The 16,632-nt window shown below is 55.5% G+C and carries 16 protein-coding genes and 1 tRNA gene; 3 read left to right on the forward strand and 14 right to left on the reverse strand.

Annotation, left to right across the window (positions count from 1 at the left end; all coding sequences use genetic code 11):
* Window positions 1-459: 459 nt before the first annotated feature.
* Window positions 460-867, reverse strand: coding sequence for a hypothetical protein (locus M2397_RS23775; protein WP_184745544.1), 408 nt, complete (start codon window positions 865-867; stop codon window positions 460-462).
* A gap of 188 nt (window positions 868-1,055) precedes the next feature.
* Here M2397_RS23775 and M2397_RS23780 point away from each other — a divergent pair.
* A tRNA-Thr gene (locus M2397_RS23780) sits at window positions 1,056-1,131 on the forward strand.
* 235 nt (window positions 1,132-1,366) lie between these two features.
* Here the strand turns inward: M2397_RS23780 and M2397_RS23785 are convergent.
* Window positions 1,367-1,720, reverse strand: coding sequence for a hypothetical protein (locus M2397_RS23785; RefSeq protein WP_259244535.1), 354 nt, complete (start codon window positions 1,718-1,720; stop codon window positions 1,367-1,369).
* Between the two features lie 458 nt (window positions 1,721-2,178).
* Here M2397_RS23785 and M2397_RS23790 point away from each other — a divergent pair, with 458 nt between their 5' ends.
* Window positions 2,179-2,331, forward strand: a complete 153-nt coding sequence (locus M2397_RS23790; RefSeq protein WP_259244536.1) for a hypothetical protein — start codon at window positions 2,179-2,181, stop codon at window positions 2,329-2,331.
* 30 nt (window positions 2,332-2,361) lie between these two features.
* Window positions 2,362-2,667 (forward strand): winged helix-turn-helix domain-containing protein, encoded by a 306-nt coding sequence (locus M2397_RS30595; protein ID WP_390897259.1) that lies wholly within the window; start codon window positions 2,362-2,364, stop codon window positions 2,665-2,667.
* 162 nt (window positions 2,668-2,829) lie between these two features.
* Here M2397_RS30595 and M2397_RS23795 read toward each other — a convergent pair whose 3' ends face one another.
* From M2397_RS23795 to M2397_RS23850, 12 genes are all read right to left on the reverse strand, one after another.
* Window positions 2,830-4,032, reverse strand: coding sequence for a glycosyltransferase (locus M2397_RS23795; protein ID WP_259244537.1), 1,203 nt, complete (start codon window positions 4,030-4,032; stop codon window positions 2,830-2,832).
* Between the two features lie 222 nt (window positions 4,033-4,254).
* The gene (locus M2397_RS23800) at window positions 4,255-4,761 is read right to left on the reverse strand and encodes a lysis protein (RefSeq protein WP_259244645.1); all 507 of its coding nucleotides are present in this window, start codon (window positions 4,759-4,761) and stop codon (window positions 4,255-4,257) included.
* Between the two features lie 2 nt (window positions 4,762-4,763).
* The gene (locus tag M2397_RS23805; protein WP_259244538.1) at window positions 4,764-5,072 is read right to left on the reverse strand and encodes a DUF6527 family protein; all 309 of its coding nucleotides are present in this window, start codon (window positions 5,070-5,072) and stop codon (window positions 4,764-4,766) included.
* Window positions 5,069-5,578, reverse strand: a complete 510-nt coding sequence (locus tag M2397_RS23810; protein ID WP_259244539.1) for a glycoside hydrolase family 104 protein — start codon at window positions 5,576-5,578, stop codon at window positions 5,069-5,071. Before M2397_RS23810 ends, M2397_RS23805 begins: the two co-directional genes overlap by 4 nt.
* Before the next feature lie 436 nt (window positions 5,579-6,014).
* Window positions 6,015-6,854, reverse strand: a complete 840-nt coding sequence (locus M2397_RS23815) for a hypothetical protein (RefSeq protein ID WP_259244541.1) — start codon at window positions 6,852-6,854, stop codon at window positions 6,015-6,017.
* Window positions 6,854-8,725: a hypothetical protein gene (locus M2397_RS23820; protein ID WP_259244542.1), complete on the reverse strand. Its 1,872-nt coding sequence runs from the start codon at window positions 8,723-8,725 to the stop codon at window positions 6,854-6,856. Before M2397_RS23820 ends, M2397_RS23815 begins: the two co-directional genes overlap by 1 nt.
* 12 nt (window positions 8,726-8,737) lie before the next feature.
* The gene (locus tag M2397_RS23825) at window positions 8,738-11,245 is read right to left on the reverse strand and encodes a phage tail protein (RefSeq protein WP_259244543.1); all 2,508 of its coding nucleotides are present in this window, start codon (window positions 11,243-11,245) and stop codon (window positions 8,738-8,740) included.
* Window positions 11,229-11,687: an NlpC/P60 family protein gene (locus M2397_RS23830; protein ID WP_259244544.1), complete on the reverse strand. Its 459-nt coding sequence runs from the start codon at window positions 11,685-11,687 to the stop codon at window positions 11,229-11,231. The genes M2397_RS23825 and M2397_RS23830 overlap by 17 nt, the downstream gene beginning before the upstream one ends.
* Window positions 11,684-12,544 carry a DUF2163 domain-containing protein gene (locus tag M2397_RS23835; protein WP_259244545.1) on the reverse strand — a complete coding sequence of 287 codons (861 nt, stop codon included), beginning with the start codon at window positions 12,542-12,544 and terminating at the stop codon, window positions 11,684-11,686. Before M2397_RS23835 ends, M2397_RS23830 begins: the two co-directional genes overlap by 4 nt.
* The gene (locus M2397_RS23840) at window positions 12,541-13,191 is read right to left on the reverse strand and encodes a DUF2460 domain-containing protein (protein ID WP_259244546.1); all 651 of its coding nucleotides are present in this window, start codon (window positions 13,189-13,191) and stop codon (window positions 12,541-12,543) included. The genes M2397_RS23835 and M2397_RS23840 overlap by 4 nt, the downstream gene beginning before the upstream one ends.
* A gap of 8 nt (window positions 13,192-13,199) precedes the next feature.
* Window positions 13,200-15,893 carry a hypothetical protein gene (locus M2397_RS23845; RefSeq protein ID WP_259244547.1) on the reverse strand — a complete coding sequence of 898 codons (2,694 nt, stop codon included), beginning with the start codon at window positions 15,891-15,893 and terminating at the stop codon, window positions 13,200-13,202.
* A gap of 144 nt (window positions 15,894-16,037) precedes the next feature.
* Window positions 16,038-16,625, reverse strand: coding sequence for a type VI secretion protein (locus tag M2397_RS23850; protein WP_259244548.1), 588 nt, complete (start codon window positions 16,623-16,625; stop codon window positions 16,038-16,040).
* Between the last annotated feature and the right edge of the window lie 7 nt (window positions 16,626-16,632).

Genomic DNA, 16,632 nt, shown 5'->3' on the forward strand with positions numbered 1-16,632 from the left:
TCACAATGATAGTGTCAGTATTTTGATGATTTTACCCGGTCATTATCCGACGAACGGCATGGCGCCATTTTTATGACTATTTCGCCGAGAAAAATGCATCCCTCGTAAGAACATGGACTTGCACTGATTTATCGTGATTTTTGTTGGCCTAGTGGTCAGAAACGGCACAAATCTGACATGCCCATAAACAGATAATCGATTGGCTCAAACCTGTCTCGAAAATTTGCCTACACGATTTTGCGATTAAACCTACTATTCATATCGCGCGACAGAATACGCAAACCGCGGCGGGATTCAAGGCAAAACCCGCCCGGCGGTCGCCCGTAAAGGCACGGCCGGTGTATGTCTGCGCAGCTTCTATAGAGGCAGCTTCTATAGATAGAGGAGAGAGCCCACACCACCCGGTAGCTCCTCGGGGGTCGCCCCCTGAACGGGACTTCCTGATCACCGTAAAGCTTGTTAACGAACCCGCCGCTCGGTGAATTCGTAGCCATCCTGGCAATCGCTGGTAGGGTCCGCCGCGACACTCACGTAATGCACCGTGTCCGGATCCACCAGCTGATAGGTGTACACATCCGGCGAACGCACCCCATCGGTGCGCAACTCGTTCTTACCGTTGGCCGCCGACCACGAACCCTGCTCGGTCTGAATCACCTGCGTCTGCTGCGCATCGCGGAAAAAGGTAATGGTGAAACGGCCATCGGGCTTGAGGTTGTTGGTCCACGACAGAAACTGACATTTGCCGGTTTCCGTACGCAGGCCTTTCCAAGTGCCGACCAGCGCGGAGTCGTTGCCGGGCTTGGTAGTGGAGCACGCGCTGAGAGCAGCGGTGAGGAGGATGAAGCACAGGGAGAGAGTCCGTTTCACGTGGGGCTTCCTTAGATAGAGATGAATTCAAGATCGCGCCGGCCAGACCGCTCGGCGACGAGGGAAGAATCCTACCCGCGCTTGCCGGAAAAAGGGGCGTTGGTGGAAAAAGCTCGGTCTCTGCAAAAATAGTCAGAATTCAGGGGTTTACAGAACGTTGCCAATCGCTATAATCGTCGCCCTAACACGCCGGTATAGCTCAGTTGGTAGAGCAACTGACTTGTAATCAGTAGGTCCCGGGTTCGACTCCTGGTGCCGGCACCATTTAAAACAAGGCCTCGCAGCAATGCGGGGCCTTGTTATTTCTGTTGTACGTACAAACAGACGTACAATTAGGTAGGCGCGCCCTACCCTTCAACACCATCGCGCTGGGCACAGCACTACTTCAGAATCGCATTCGCAGATCCACGAATTGAGACCGCAAGACATCTGGAAGAATGCAGGGCCGACGGCTAGACCCTCAGGCTCACATTAGAATTGACCCGCATATGAAGATGTATCACTTCACTTTTGTGGCTTTCCAGCTAGCCAACCTAAGCAGCGTCGCCGCATCGCCAGTGTCATTCCACACCGCTGACTTCAGGTTCCAGTAGAGCGTATGTCTGCGATTTGTAGTCGAAGTGGACCATGAGTTTTTCCCCACAGCAGTCCTCAGAACGATCTCGTCCCCAGATTTGACATCGTGTTTTGGAAACCAAAATACGTGTCTATTTTTATCCGTGATCTTCTCACCAGCATACGTGGTGTCAACGAGCGCATAGTAGGACAAATCACAGTCACTACTTACCTTCAGTAGCACATACTCTTCATCAGCCTTACCGTGGCCGTGGACGCTGACAACCTTGATATCCATGTCGTACTCCATGTGATTGAAATTTAGGGTTCATCGACCCACCAGTTAAACGGTAGCACTGTGAAGACACTTAAGTGAACCCTACCTTCGAAGGCACCAATTTTTAAGGCTTATAGCTCACTCATTGCCTACTTGCTACCTGCTACTCCACCATCCTCGTGTCACGCATTTTTCCTCCTCGAGCAGGGATAGACTGTATCCATCTATCAAAATCCCCTCAGTTGTGTTTCGATACATTTTTAAGCGAAAGCCGAGAAAATAAATGTCCAACTCTAACGAGACAAAATTGCAAGCGCTCGAAATTGAGTCAGTTAGCACTTTCTCCGATCTCAATCAGGGTGCTGCGGGCTTCACCGTCTTACGATCGTCGACTTGAATACAACCACAGCTATAAAATGCACGGACAAACACCCTCACAAATTACGACTTGTTGATTAATATTAATTGAGGTGCGAGTCATGTCACATCCAAAACTCATCTCGGCGGTACTTGCCAGTCTTCAGTTGAATCAAATGATGATTGGCGAGGCGTTCGAAGAAATAGCGATGTGGCTGGACAAGGAGGGCGAAACAGCATCCTCACCCCAAAGTATTCCCCTCCTAGGCAATTAGTATAATCCAAGACAACAAGCTGCTCACAACATGAAACTAGAAATTTGGACACTAGTAAAGAAATCAAAATTACTAACTAACGGTGAATTCAGAGTCAATCTGAGCAAAATAGAACTCAAGCTAATTGAAGCAATTGCACAAGAGCCCGAACGCAAAGCAAAAACTGATTTCCTTATCAGACAGATAAACAAACAACCAAACACCTACAAAGGGCTACCCATGTGCATTAGCAGACTAAGAAATAAATTCAAAACCTCAACTAATGATGAACGCCTATTTGTTTCAATCAGGAATTACGGTTATTACACCACAAAGCTAATAGTTGTTTTAGAGTAGAGACTGCATAAAGCCAGCACAAAAATCGAGCAGCTTTCGACCATTGATATTCATCACACCCTAAAACATCTAACAGCGACTGAAGTACGCACCCCGATACTACCTCACAAAATCAAGAATCCTGAAAACTAGCAAATCCACATATAAGCCTTTTTCGGGAAACTATTTAGACTTCGCACCGGATAATTCAGCACTACCTCTTATAATCTCAGCCAACCTCGCAGCTGCGCGCCGAATGTGAAAGCGACTATCAAAGCACTGCAGAGATCTTTGGCTCAGAGCTTCATACTCAGATAATGTGAGGTTCAACCAACGCGTCAAATTTTCCTCAGTACCAGCAATCGTGTCATCAGAAATAAAACCTGCACCATCCTTTTCAATTTCTCGCCAAATGTTCACTTTATTGCTGATAAGCACGGGTTTTCCGCACGCCAAAGCTTCGGCTACAACTATTCCGAAATTCTCTTGGTGTGAAGGTAAACAAAAAACCTCAGATGCATAAAATGCCCCCCACTTATCGCGTCCTTGAAGCATTCCAGGCCAAGTTATCCTATTATCCACACCTAACTCTTTAGCCATTGCCTGCAAACGTTCCTGCAATAGAGCCTGATCGGGGCCAGCCATAACCAGATGTAATCGCTCATCCCTAGCAGCAACTAATGCAAAAGCCTCAATCAATAAGTCACATCCCTTTTTCTCATGCAGCCTGCTCAAAAACAAAATGATACGTTTGTTCTGCAGCTCAGGATACTTAGTCAAAAATGCATCAGACAACTCTTTTTTATTTTCCGGCGGAACACCTGTACCATGAGTCGACACAGATTCTCGTACTTTATACAACCAAAAAGACTGCCTAGCTAACAATCGTTCCTCTTCACATGTAAAAATTACTGACTGGGCATCACGTAACATCCTGTATTCAGCCCAAGGCCAGTAAAGCCATTTTTTGATATGTTTAAGCGGATATGTTTTTTTAAACCATGGATCTAACATTCCATGTGGAAAAACAAAGTAAGGTACTCTTGTTTTCGATAAAGCAAGATGAACCGCCCGACTATGATATTGCCACAGACCATCAACAACCACTGCATCATAATCTGTGGAATGAGCGATTAACCACTCTGTTAGTTTTGGAGTGTATGCGTAGCTAGTTTTACCTGGACCTAATGCATGCACCTTTGGAAGACCCGGATCATCATGCCATGGTCTGTTGGGAGCTTCGCAGCATGCCAATTCTGCTTCAATACCCAAGCTTGAATACTGTGAAAAAAGCTGCTTTACGCCTTCTATCGGCCCACCTCCCTTAGGATTCGCAGATGGTATTACATGTAGAATCCTAATCTTTTTATCAGCAGAAATATCCATACGGTCGGCCCACTCAGCTATAAATAATTAGGCAAGCTGTAGAGCCAGCCCTTTATGGATGAGCATAATATATCTCCGCGCCAAACAATCGGGATTCATTACACTGACAATTCATAACATTATAGCTTTAAGTCTAGACCAGAAATTATTGTTCCAATTTATATAGAGCCTCTTAACAGCTTACCGCTTCTATTAAACCTATTTTTTTGATCGTAACGCATATCATCGATTAGTAGATCTGACGTACGACTGACACGCCCGCAACGCGATCAATCCCTGGTCACCGGCGTCGGTGATGCCGATAATTCGTTGAGCATGCGCCGGGTCAAGTTGGGCTCGACGGGCTGCATGAACCACGCCGAGGGTGCCGGGGGTGGCAGACACGTTACAACCACTGGCTGGGGCCTTGGAGTCGAGAAGGACTGACAGCCGCACATCAGCAGTAGCAAGGCGGTCACGCAAAAGGGCTTGATTACGTTTGGCATCGGACAGTTCTCGGATGTGCTGTTGATCGGAGACGGCGAGTTGTTGCTCTGTGGCCAGGCGCTTGTCCTGTTCGGTCTGCTGCTGGCGTAGCGCGGCCTGAGTCAGATTGTTCAGATCATCTGCCTGCAGCGCCGTCTGGCTCGCGAGCTTTCCAGCGTAACGCCATGCTTGCACCTGCCAGGCCGCGCCGAACGCGATGGCCATAGCAATCAACAAGACTGCCAGTTTCTGTGATGTGGTCAGCATTAATCATCCTCCCAATCGGGTAGGTCGACGGTCTGCCCTGCCAACTGGTGGGTGCAGTCCTCAAGAAACTGAATGCGCCCACTAGTCACGAAGGAATGACAAACCCGGGGGCCGTCCGACCAGTTGTATCGAACCAAAATGCTCGGCGTGAACGTCGGCGCCTCCACATTGCCATTCCACCCCCACCGTGGCCCTGGTCCATTCCCATGTGAAACACCATGCGCGATGCCGCATCCCGGGCATTCGAAATACAGCCGATCTGCTTCGGCTTGAGCCAGGCAGCGTGACACTTTCCGTAATACCGTCATGACAGCACTCCACCCGCCAAGCGGTACTGCTGGATCAGATCATCAAGCCGGTGTTCACGCTGGCCATACCCTGCACCAGGCAGGCTTGCCCAAATATTCCGGCACTTTGCGATTGCGGATTCGAGCCGGCCGGCATGCACATCCGGTAGTGCGCGGCACTCACGGACGTGCTGCAGAGCCAGCAAGTCCTGGCTGATAGGGCTGAAGTCAGGCAAGGCCAACAACGTTCGGTAATACGGCCAGTCCTTGAGCATCTGCTGGTAACGGCCCGAGGCATTTGATGTCAGGCCCTTGCTGTTGATGACCTTCGAGCGGCGTCCCTTTGCGAAGGGGTGATCACTGAAATCTGTGAAGACCTCAGGCTTTCTGTCGATGCCCGTCACGATGACGTCGTAGCCATCTAGGGCAGTGGCCGGCGATGTGCTGGTCCCCTCGGACCAAGCGAGCATATCTAGGAAGGCCAGCGCATTGCGGCTGCCTGCCTGGATGGTCGAAAGTCGTGCCATAGCCTTTTCTCCAGACGAAAAAAACCCGCACAACGGCGGGAATTAGAGGTAAAAACCAACTCAATAGGCTGAGGTGGATAAGGTGCTGTACTCAAACGAATGGGGCCAGAAACCCCGTTGTGATAGGAAGTTCCGCCCCGTTATTAAATGACAGCCTTTGCGCTGGAGCACATCGCTATCATCTGCGCCAAATCTCGCCACGAAGGAACGCGTAAATGGTGCAAAGGCCCGCCAAAACTACCAATCGCCACGGATGGGTTTGGGTCTATAAGAAAATCAGACGCTTTGGATTCTCTCGGTTTACTGCTTGTTACAGAGCAACCCGTTACGTTCTCACAGGAGATACAGGAACTTTCCGATTCAAAAACGGCTGGGAAAAATTCCGCTTCCGCCGCTAACCATGTGTTTCGGCGGGTTCATAGATTTACCTGGCCAGCTATGGGAAGGTCGACGGCGCCGTAAAGGTGTCACCAGCAAACCGGCCACCTGCCGCGAAAGCGGCATCCCATAGCGCCTTGTCGAGGGCGTCGACGTCTGCATAAGTTCGCCCCGACACGGTCAGATCCTCGCAGTAGCCGCGATAGAAGATGTCCGAGGGGCATTGATTGGTCAGCGCGGAACCAGATCCACCATTACCGAAAATGATGCTCCCGGCCGCTGTCACGACCGTATCACCGCTACCCGCAGACACTCGCATCGAGGAGTATCGGTTGGCCACGGCGTTGGCCCCGCCGACGACGTTGTAAAGCCCGGAAGCCTTGCCTGTATTTCCGGCTCCACTCATGTACCCCAGGAAGTTGCCGCCGCTGCCGATCTCCATGTATCGGTGACCGGTTGCGAGTGCTGCACGTGTCCGGTGCGCCCACACCGAGAAATAGAACAGGTGGGTCTTGTTAGCGATGATGTAGTCGCGGATCGCAGCTGCGACATTGATCTGTGAACCATGGCCACTCACGGTGTTGTTAACCTGGCTGTAAATGGCGTGCAGGCCCTTCTTGGGCGTCCGCTCGAACAGAGCGTCAGCTGCGACCGCATTACTGCTGAACGACCCCGCCAAGCTGCTCTCGGTACCCGCACCAAGCACCGCTGCCGCTTCGGCGTAAGCGATATTGGGGATAACAGCGCCCGCTGCCGGCACTCCGCTCACACCACCCAAGCTATGCCCCAAGTCGAACAGATACAGCGACCCCGCACTCAGCAACGCATCGGAACGCAGAATGGGCAACGTCGTATCGGTAAAGGTGATGCCATCCAGTACGGTTTTTTGTCCGGCCATTACCAGGACCTCCGGTTAATTTCATAGGCAATGCGACGGGCGATATGCCCGTTGCTGATCGTGGTGTTGTGAATGATGTCCAGCCGCAGCGAACGCGGAACCACGCCCTTGGCCACGTCGTCGAGATCATCGGCGCTGCCGTCGTTGAACTGCATCAGCCACTCGCGGATCTTGATCACGCGATCGCCATACTCGGTGGTGGCCCAATCTTCCAGCGCGACGCAGTTGTTGTAGGTGGCGGTACCAACCCCCTCCCCCGTCGACGTGCCCGGTGTCGGGTTGCCGCCAAGCGGCGGCGTGATGATCAGGTAGCGGTTTTCAACGGTTTTCTGCACACCCACCATCGCCCGAATGTCGGCCTTGATCTGCTCGATGTTGTCGAGGTTGTTTCGACCCATCCAGATAATCTCTGTGTAGAACCCGTCACCGGGCACGTCGGGTACAAACGGCGACTTGGGCGCGCTGTATCGGGCGTCTCCGGCGGTATCCCGAGCAAACGTGTAAACGTCAGACGAGTCCCCTGTCTCACTGTGCGTGCACGTCAACGTGCCGTGGATGCCGCCCAAGGTACCTGTCAACGTGAAGGTCCCCGAGTTGGTCGCAGGCGTGGACAACAGCAAGGTGCTCAAGGCTGTAACCGTCACTGACCCCGAGGCTGGGATCTGATTGTCTGTCACGGTCAGCAGCGCACTGCCGGCGCCGAAGCGCGCGGCGATCTGGCGAGACGTCTGGCCGCCAATTCCGCCATTCACAATGGTCCGCGCACTGATCAGTGGCGCCAGTTGCTCCCGCCAGGTGACCTGGCTGCTGTTGGCTGTCAGAGAATCTCCCACACAGAGCAGGTCGTGTACCGGTTTGAGGTACTCGATCCCTGTGACATCGGGGATATGAATATCAAAGTTACCCACGGTTTTGCCGGCTGTGGTGATGCCAAGGGCAATTCGGCCAACCGCATCGACGACGGCCCAGACATAGCCGGACTCTGGACTCAGTTGAACGGCAATGAAGCCCGACAGATCGGCTCCTAGCGCTTTGCGTGGTACAGCCCCGGTGCCGAGCAAGAACTTTCCGGTAACGGTCCCGTCCACACGTAGAGCCAGCCCAATCCGGCCCAGGGTATCGATCACTGCCCACGCGTATCCCGACTGAGGGTCCAACGCCTTGGCGATGAATCCGTCGAGGTCGAGTTTCAGCGTGTTGCGATCGACAGTGCCGTCGCGCAGCATGAACTTGCCCACGAGTGAACCATCCACCCGGCACCCCAGCGCCATGCGCCCAACCGAATCCACCAGCGCCCAGGTGTAACCGGACTCTACGGCCAATCGAACAAAGCGCAGCTCCAAACCGTTAAACGTGCCGCTTTCAACCGCAGCGGTGCGCACGTCTATCTCTGCGATGTAACCCACAGAGGGGTCATCGGAGACGTGTCTGGCCTCCGTGGCACTGACCCGCACATACAGACTGCGCGATATATCTGGCGAGGTGGGTTCCACGTAAAAGGACTGGCCGTCGACGGTGGCCAACAAACCGGCGGCTACGCTGGCATGCACTTTTCCATCGACCATATCGCGGTTGAGGCGATCAATTTCCGCATTGATCATATCTACCGGATCACTGGTACCGATGCCCTGCAGCAGCGGCGCTCGGTACCCCGCGTAACCAATCTGAATATCGATGCGGGCCGCTGTGGTGTAGAAGAACACCCGCGCACTGGCATCGGCATGCATGGGGTTGGCCAGGACAACGGTCGCCGCTGCATCGGAAAACAGCGGCGCCAAGGTCTCACTCCCTGAGACAAGCACCCTCACCGTTGCTCCGGGCAATAGCACGCCGTCTTCAGCCCTTGCGGCAAAGAATTGAATAGGTTGCATGATGAGTCTCTATCAGGTGTTGAAGGTGATCGCCGGGGCGAAGTTGAGTTGACTGCGTACACTGCTCCAGGTGTCGTACGCTGCAGCGCAGAGGTAATACGTGGTGTCTGGCGTCAGTCCCGTGATCTGGCCGGTGCGTGATACGCCTTGATACCCGACCGTTCCTTCGGTTGCCGGATCAAAGTCCTCCTCTGTCGAATACACAAACACATAGCCGGCGGCGTCTGCAGCTGCACTGGCGGCGCAGCTGACATCCGCGGTGGTGCCAGTGACCGTGGCGGCGGTTCCCGTAACGGGCGCCGGCGCCGTATTGGTGACCAACAACGACACCAACTGAGCCTGGCCTGCAGCGTTGCGCTCGATGACCTCCACCCGATAGCTGCGAATGAGCGCGCCATCCACCAGCGCATCTTCACGCTGGTACGTGAATGCCGTGCTGGTGGTCGCCACCTCTCGCAGGAGGGCATTACTGCCCGCGTGACGAACACGTACCAAGCGATCCTCGGCACGAGCTCCGGCCACCCAGCTGACGGTGAAGTACGGCGCCTCGAAGGCCCCCACCAGGGCAAGACTCTGCGCGGAATCGGGGGCTACCCGGGCAGGCGATAACGTGACGCTGTAGGCCGTGACATCCGCTAGATCCTCAAGCGCCCGACCGAACACGTTAAATGAGCGGAACTTGACCCAAACAGTCTTGCCGACCTGATCGGATGTGTAGCTGTACTTCCAGACCGCATCATCCAACCGCACAAAGGGTGAACCGGCCGAGTGACTGGAGATGGCCGTGCTCAGACGCCCGCGTCTCAGATAGCTCAGCTCATACCCTCCGACGCCGGTGAGCACTGCGTCGCGGTAACTCAGCAGCTCACCGGCCACCCAACACAGCGTGGCACCACTGTCCGCCTCTGCAGTAGTGGCGGCTGCCAGTTCGGTCGCGGCTGCCAGTTGCACCGACAAGGTGTTGACCGTATCGGGATCGCTTCCAGCGGCCAGCGCCGTCGTCAGTTGCCCCATGCGCGCCCTGCCGTAAATCGTCTCCGCTAACCGGTAGCTGTCGCCATCAGCACTGATCCAGATCTCACAACCGCCCCAGGCTTCACCCACACCGGCAACACCGCCCCAGATCTGCAATGTGCCGGCGGGCAGCAAGCTCTCGGGTGGGTTGAACATGATGGGCGCCAGAACAGGACCAGGCGCGACGTTCTGATTGCCCTGATAACCGCTTTTGCTCTGCACTGGATAGTTGGGGGCGCTGCCGACACCCAGCAACGCGTCCTCGGCCACAATCGCCAACTTACCCAGCTCGTCCTCCTCAACCGAAATCAGCCGGACCAGGCGCTGGTGTAGGTTCAAGCCAGGCTCAGTGATCGTGACCAGGTCCATAGGCTCGAGGAGCACATGCTGCCAACCGAGGGAGAACTCGTATTCATTGCGCACATACAGCTTGCGTTGCACCAACAGCTGCGCCGCATGGGCTCCAATGGCGATATTGCAGATCTCGTACGCCTTGATAGTGTCCATCGGCTTGGAGCCAAACTGCTCAATGGCAGCCTGATCAGGCGCACGCACCACGTCGGTGTTGTACTCATGGTCGCGATCGAGGATCTCCAGCGACACTTCGTTGTAGCTGTCGGCCTGGCTCTTGATCTTGAGCGAGACCGGAGGCTCACCGTCCTCAGAAAGAAAATCGTCATCGGTCAGATCCGCCACTGGCGTGATGTTCGGAAACCACGTCACGCCATTGCCCGTGACGGCCTGATCGCCGTAGGGGATCACCTTGAGTTGACCAGCGGACCACACCATCTCGCTGTTGGTCAGTTGCAACCAGCGCGCGATCGCCTCATTCGCCGGCGACTGCTCGTCGAGTACCGGACTCAATAGTAAGTTTTCCGCCAAGCAATAGTTGCGGTAGTTCGACATATCCGCGACCCATGCCGGGGTAAAACCGATTCCGTCCAACGGATCGAGCAACAACCCGGGCAGGAAATCGCCCGGGTTGGCATCCGGCAGCCCGGGCACTTGATAACGACCGTCCACCTCAAAGGTATGATTCTGGACGCCGGCGTTATCGTTGAGCAGGTACCTGCTGGAAAACACGTAGGCCGTATCGGAATAGGCAATGGCCTCAGCCGGGTGACGAGTCTGAAGAAACCCCCACACCGCCTGATCATGAGTGCCATTGGCATAGTTCAAGCCAATCTGCGCCAGTGAGGAAAACACCTCTTTGTCACGAAATACGCGGTGAATCGCACCCAGCGGGCCTCGCCCGACGGCCAAAATGATGGCCGCGTAGTAGGTATAGGTCGTGTCTTTTTGAGTAGCGCCGCCCCCGCCTTTACCCCCCGACTTTTTCGTCGTGGTTTTGGCGACCGCTTCAAAGTCACTGTAATAAATGAGGTTAGGGCTGATGCGATTGCGGCCGGCGATCCAGGCGATCGGTTTGCCACTCGCACTGCTCTGGATCTGCAGAGCGTTGATGCGCGTTGCACTGTTGGAAATAGTACTACTGCTGCCCCCCATCGCTGACTCCATATCGGTTAAGTGTGTAATAACGCACGGTGTGGCTGGAGAGCCGCTCCTCGCGCATGTCTGCAAACTCGACGCCGATGTCCCGATAGGCGTGAATGATGCGGTGCTCATCGACCACCACCGCGCCGTGGCTGAAGGTGCGGCCGAATTTCCAGACCGCAACATCGCCACGCTGTGGCGTATCGATCTGCCGGCCATACAACTCCAGCCAGCCCAGATAACGCTCCTCACTGCGATGCAGGTGCCAGTCCTGGGCATAAGCCCCGGGATCGATCGAGGGAATCAACCCGGCGGCGTGATACACCTCAATCAGCAACCAGGCGCAGTCAACACCAACACCTAGCAGGTGCTGCCGGTGCTGGTACGGCGTGCACAACCAGCGCTCGGCCTGCGCGATCACGGCATCACGCTGCAGCACTTCGAACGGGCTCATACCGATGTCTCCGCAACGGGAATGAACGGCATCCCTCGGTACCGCGCTCGGTTGCCGAATTTGTTGGTGCAGGCATCCAGCGTCCGTGGGCAACCCGGGTAAATCAGAAACTGATCACCCGCCACTGGCACACCTGGCAGTCCCAGGATCATCGTCACGGCGCCATCTGCCGTGAAACGGCGTACGGTTCTTGTCACTCCCGCGTTGGCACCGTTCACAAAACGAATCACGCCTTGGTCGAACCAACCCTGAGAGGCGGGCACATTGGAGTTCACACGCAGGGCCGTGCTGGCGCCCTGGACCACACCCACAGTTTCAAACAGGGCGCGATTCACTCCGCAATCGGCGCTGTACACCGTGCGCAGGCAGGAGGGCTGATAGACGCCCCGGGGCACCTTGGTATCCAGCAGCTCGATCGGCGATTTCACCGTCACCGTCGCCTGCTCGCGGTCGGCAGGATCCACCTCGGCGACACGCCCGATAAAACGTGTGACCGTGCCCACCACGGGCGACCGCCAGTCCGCCATGAACGCTCGCACAAGGTTCAGCGTGGCCCCGTCAAAACCGCCGCCGGCAATGAATGGCAGCAAGGGCTCACCGAACACCGTGTCGTCCATGCCGGCGGTAAAGGTCACATTCAACGTGTCGACCTCAATCCCGCGCACCGCACGCACGCCGGTGCGCTTGATCAGGGGCCCGCTGGCCGAGTAGTTCTGTCCGCCATAAAAAATCTGCAAACCCGCATCGGTGTAACGCAGCACCTGGCCGCTGGCTAGGGCAATCGTGTACAGATCCGCCATGACGAAACTGCGCGCCGTGGCCAGAAAAGCTTTCAGTTCAGGTGTGGCATCAATCATGGTTTGATACTCGAGAACGCGATGTTTTTGAGTTCCCAGATCGCGCGATAAGGCTGAGCCCCGTCGAGCGAATCGGCCTCGAAAGCACAGCGAAAGTAAAACGCCCCACTCCACACCAGCGCCGCATTGATGGGTGGGGCCACCGTAAAGGTGATGCGCCCCAACTCATCCACAGTGAAGGCTGAAGTAGGAGCACTACTGACAGTGACGACGTCCACATTGACGACGCCGTACACCGGCTCCACCCAGTGACCGATCTCCCGGGAAAGCTGAAATGTTCGCGTGGTGCCGTCCCCGGTGCCAAAGCGCTGAAGCGTTACCAGGTGATCACTGCGGTCGAAGAACAGGAACTCGCCGAATTGCCCTTTGCGCTGATTAAAGAACTCAATCAGCCTCGACCATTCATCCAAGCCTGGGCGCTTGCGCACGGCGTTGTAGCTCAGTTGGAAAGACCACAGCGGTGCCGGGTAGTACGCCGTTGTCCGGCGTCGACCACTGGCAGCTTTCTGCACACCAGTACTCCACTCAGGCGCCTTTTTTGAAAGCAGGGTTTGCCCGGGCAGGCGCGGCAGAACGCCTTCAACCGCCGCGCCCATATCGGGGTAACTGGCGATCCAGCGCGCCGGCCAAAAAGGTCCTAACGACATCTCGCCCCCTAAGTTTTGATGGCGCCGTTGCGCCGCATTTTTTGCATTTCCTCGGCCAGCACCCGGGCGCCACGCCGAATATCCGCAGGTGACATCCGGCCGCTGCTGTCGTGGTAGTGATAGCTGTTACCGGCCCCTCCCAACTGCCCCTCTCCACTGGCTGCCTGGCGGATGACGTTGGCGTATTGCTTGGGCAGCACCATTTCCTGCTCGTGGAGTTGCGTCACGGGATTGGTACCGGCAGGGATGTCATAGCCGCCCTCGGCCGAGGCGACGTTTTTCACCAAGCCAAATACGAATGCGCCGGCAGCCACTGCAGCCGCCGCGCCGAGGATCGGACCAATGATCGGAATGGCCGACATGGCTGCAAAGGCACCGGCCATGGCCTGCCAGGCGCTGGCAATGATGTTTTTGATTGTGGCTGCGCCCCAGATCGCTACGGACATGGCCGCACCGCCTGCCTCTGCAGCCGTTCGAACGCCAACACCCACCACCGTCGCACCGGTTTTAGCCGTCTCACCGAACATCCAGGCCATCAACGGCTTGGTGACCATGTTCTCAACGAACGCGGTCCCGATGCTGGTGAAGATCCCGCGCAACAGGCCCTGAGTGCTCATGGTGCCGCTGATGATTCCAGTAAGCCCGCTAGACCAACTGGTACGTAGACTGTCGACCATGCCCGTCCAGTTGCTTTGCGACTCGAAGGTTTGCTGCCTGCCAATCACCGCCATGCTGTTGCGGTGGGTTTGCTCCAGCGCCAGGATCTGCTGCTGGACCTGCTGCAGGGCGACCGGGTTGCGGTCAGGATCCTGCTCCAGCAGCGCTTTACGCTCGGCCAATGCCTGGGCTTCAATCGCATACCGTTGCTTTTCAAACTCAGCCTGGGCTTGCAACAGTTGGCCTTGGGCGATCAGGTTGGCTTGCAGATCCAGCTGGGCCATCTGTTCGGCATGGGCAACATCGGTAAGCCGCGCCTGCTGATCGGCAGCCAGCTGCTGCTGTTTCATGTTGGTGATTTGCTGCTGCTTTTCGCGCTCGACAGCAACCACCTCGGCCGCAGCCTTGCGGTATTCCTGGCTGTCCTGGCCATAGAGTTGCCGGCTGCGCTCCAGGGTCTGCTGAGCAATCTGCAGGCGTGCGTCCATATTGTTGCGGTACTGCTGCGCCTGGGCCTGCAGATCGGCAAAGGCTTGGCCTTCGTCTTGCCGGCGCAACGCATTCAGTGACGCCAGGTAATTGCGCTGAACACTCAAGCGTTCGGCCGCGCTCAAATCCGTACGTTTGAGAATGCCCTGCCAGTACTGCATTTCCTGCTGCTGAGAAAACTGCAGGAAGGTACCCTGCTCGGCCTGCTGCTGGGCGTGAGCGACCTTTTGCGCGTCCAATGCCTCTGCCCACTGGCTGACACGCGAGGCGGTCTTAGCTGGAGGGGTTACCGGGTCTTCGGTCTTTTTTGGTGGAGTAGTGGATTCAACCACTTTTTTCCGATGTTCGACGGCTGCCGCGTAAGCCTGCTCCAGCTTGGTCAGTTGGGCGATCTCAATGCCATAAGCCGTAGGACTGACTCTGCCCTGCTGTGGCGCCTTGGTCAGGGCTGTATTGCCGGTCGCGGCCATCTCGGCCACTTTGCGCCGCTGCTCTTCGATGCGAGCGGAACGGGAGCGCATACCCGCGTCGACTTCTTCCAGCTTGTTGGACACCAACTGCATGTTTTCCAGCAGCAGGCGTTCCTCGGCCAGTGTTGCTTCAAGCGGTGCCTTACTGCCTCCAGCACGCGGACCTGCCGTAAAATTCGCCAGCATTTGTTCGTAGCGGGCGACATTGGCAGCGACCTCATCAACGGTCACCCCAACCCCCGTCATGCTTTTCAGCAAGTTGTTAAACCAACTGGCGGTCTCCGAAAGCCGCTTGTTCAGGCTGATGAAGACAGGCTCAAGGATGGTGCCGATGGTGACCTGCAGCTGGTTGCTTTTGGAGTCGAGCTCGGCCTGGCTCCCAGTCAACCCATCGGCCGCTTTGGCGGCGTTGCCGACCTGGGCCTCGGTCTCTTTCATGATGCCGTTGTATTCGGCCGTGATCTTTTGCGAGTCCGACAACTTGTCACGACTGGTGCCGATGCTCTTGGCGTACTCGTCCCACATTTTGGCAACGTTTTTCGTGACACCGGCGTTATCCACCAGCACCGAGTTTTCGTTTTTCAAGCCCTCGGTGGCCGACACCACAGCCTCCGACATGCTGAGATTGGCTTGCCGGTTGAATGCTGCAGCGTCTTTTAAGCGATTGATCACCGCCACCGCCTGGTCGACGTTGTAGCCACGGCTAAGCAGGTTTTGCAGGGCTTTGGCCGCGTCACCGACGCTGAGCAAGCCATCGGACGCGAGCTTGTTGGCCTCATCCATGGCACGGCCGATGCCGACGCCGGCATGATTGGCCACCGCTTCCAGGCCACGATAAGCCGCCTCTTGCTGGATCGCCGCGTCCTTGCTATCGCTAACGATCTGACCAAGCTTGAACGCGCCCAGACCGAACACACCCGCAATGCCTGCCGCCACGCCACCGAGGCCCGAGCGCATGATGGTGCTGACGCCGGAGAACGCCTCATTCACCGCCGGACCAAAACGAGCGAGCCGGGTTTGACTGCCGACCATCTCAGTGTTGATCGCCCTAAGCTCGCGACTGAACGTCGTGCGAGCGTCACGCATATTGCGCTCAATACTCTCAACCGCACGGTCGAAACCCTGAGTGCCAGCCGTAAACTGGTAAGCAATGTTCCTATCCATACCAACCCCACCAAATAACACGCAATAAAAAGCCCCGTAAATACGGGGCTTTTTTCACTTAAAAATTCACCATCCACAGGCCTTTCGCAAAGGTTCAATCACCCCCTTAAGTCCGGTGATAGGAAATGTTACAGTCTCAGGCGACTGATTATAGGGGGTTGCCCTCACTAACATAACGTCATGATCCAACAGAGATTTGATCATGGGTATAGCCTTCTTACCCGACCACAGACCTAGCGATTGGTTATTGGTAGATGCCGTAAATGCTCGTGTCTCTGCCTTCTGGTTATCAATGCGGTAAGTTACATCACCGTACCCACTAATATCCGCTAAAAACTCCCCCGCCAAATTGATCAAAAGTGAAGTTTCACGTTCTTGACATCGAAGCGTCAGCGTTGCTGTGTCAGAACCGCCAGAGCGTTTTTCAATACTTTCATTTGATACAACTTGCAGATATACGGCCTGACTATCATCAACTTTCGAAACCTCATTGCTCACAATCCATTTACCTACTCTTTCGGTCTTTTCGATAGGCTTATACTTCATATCGTAGCAAGCAAGCCTTTTTTTATCATCGGTAAGAGCGACACACTCATCTGCTGAAAACGCAGGTGAAGAAATCATCAAAAAACCACATAGAAAAATAAAACGCATTTTGAAC

Origin of the sequence: Pseudomonas sp. BIGb0381, from assembly GCF_024809815.1 — a bacterium.
Taxonomy (GTDB): Bacteria; Pseudomonadota; Gammaproteobacteria; order Pseudomonadales; family Pseudomonadaceae; genus Aquipseudomonas.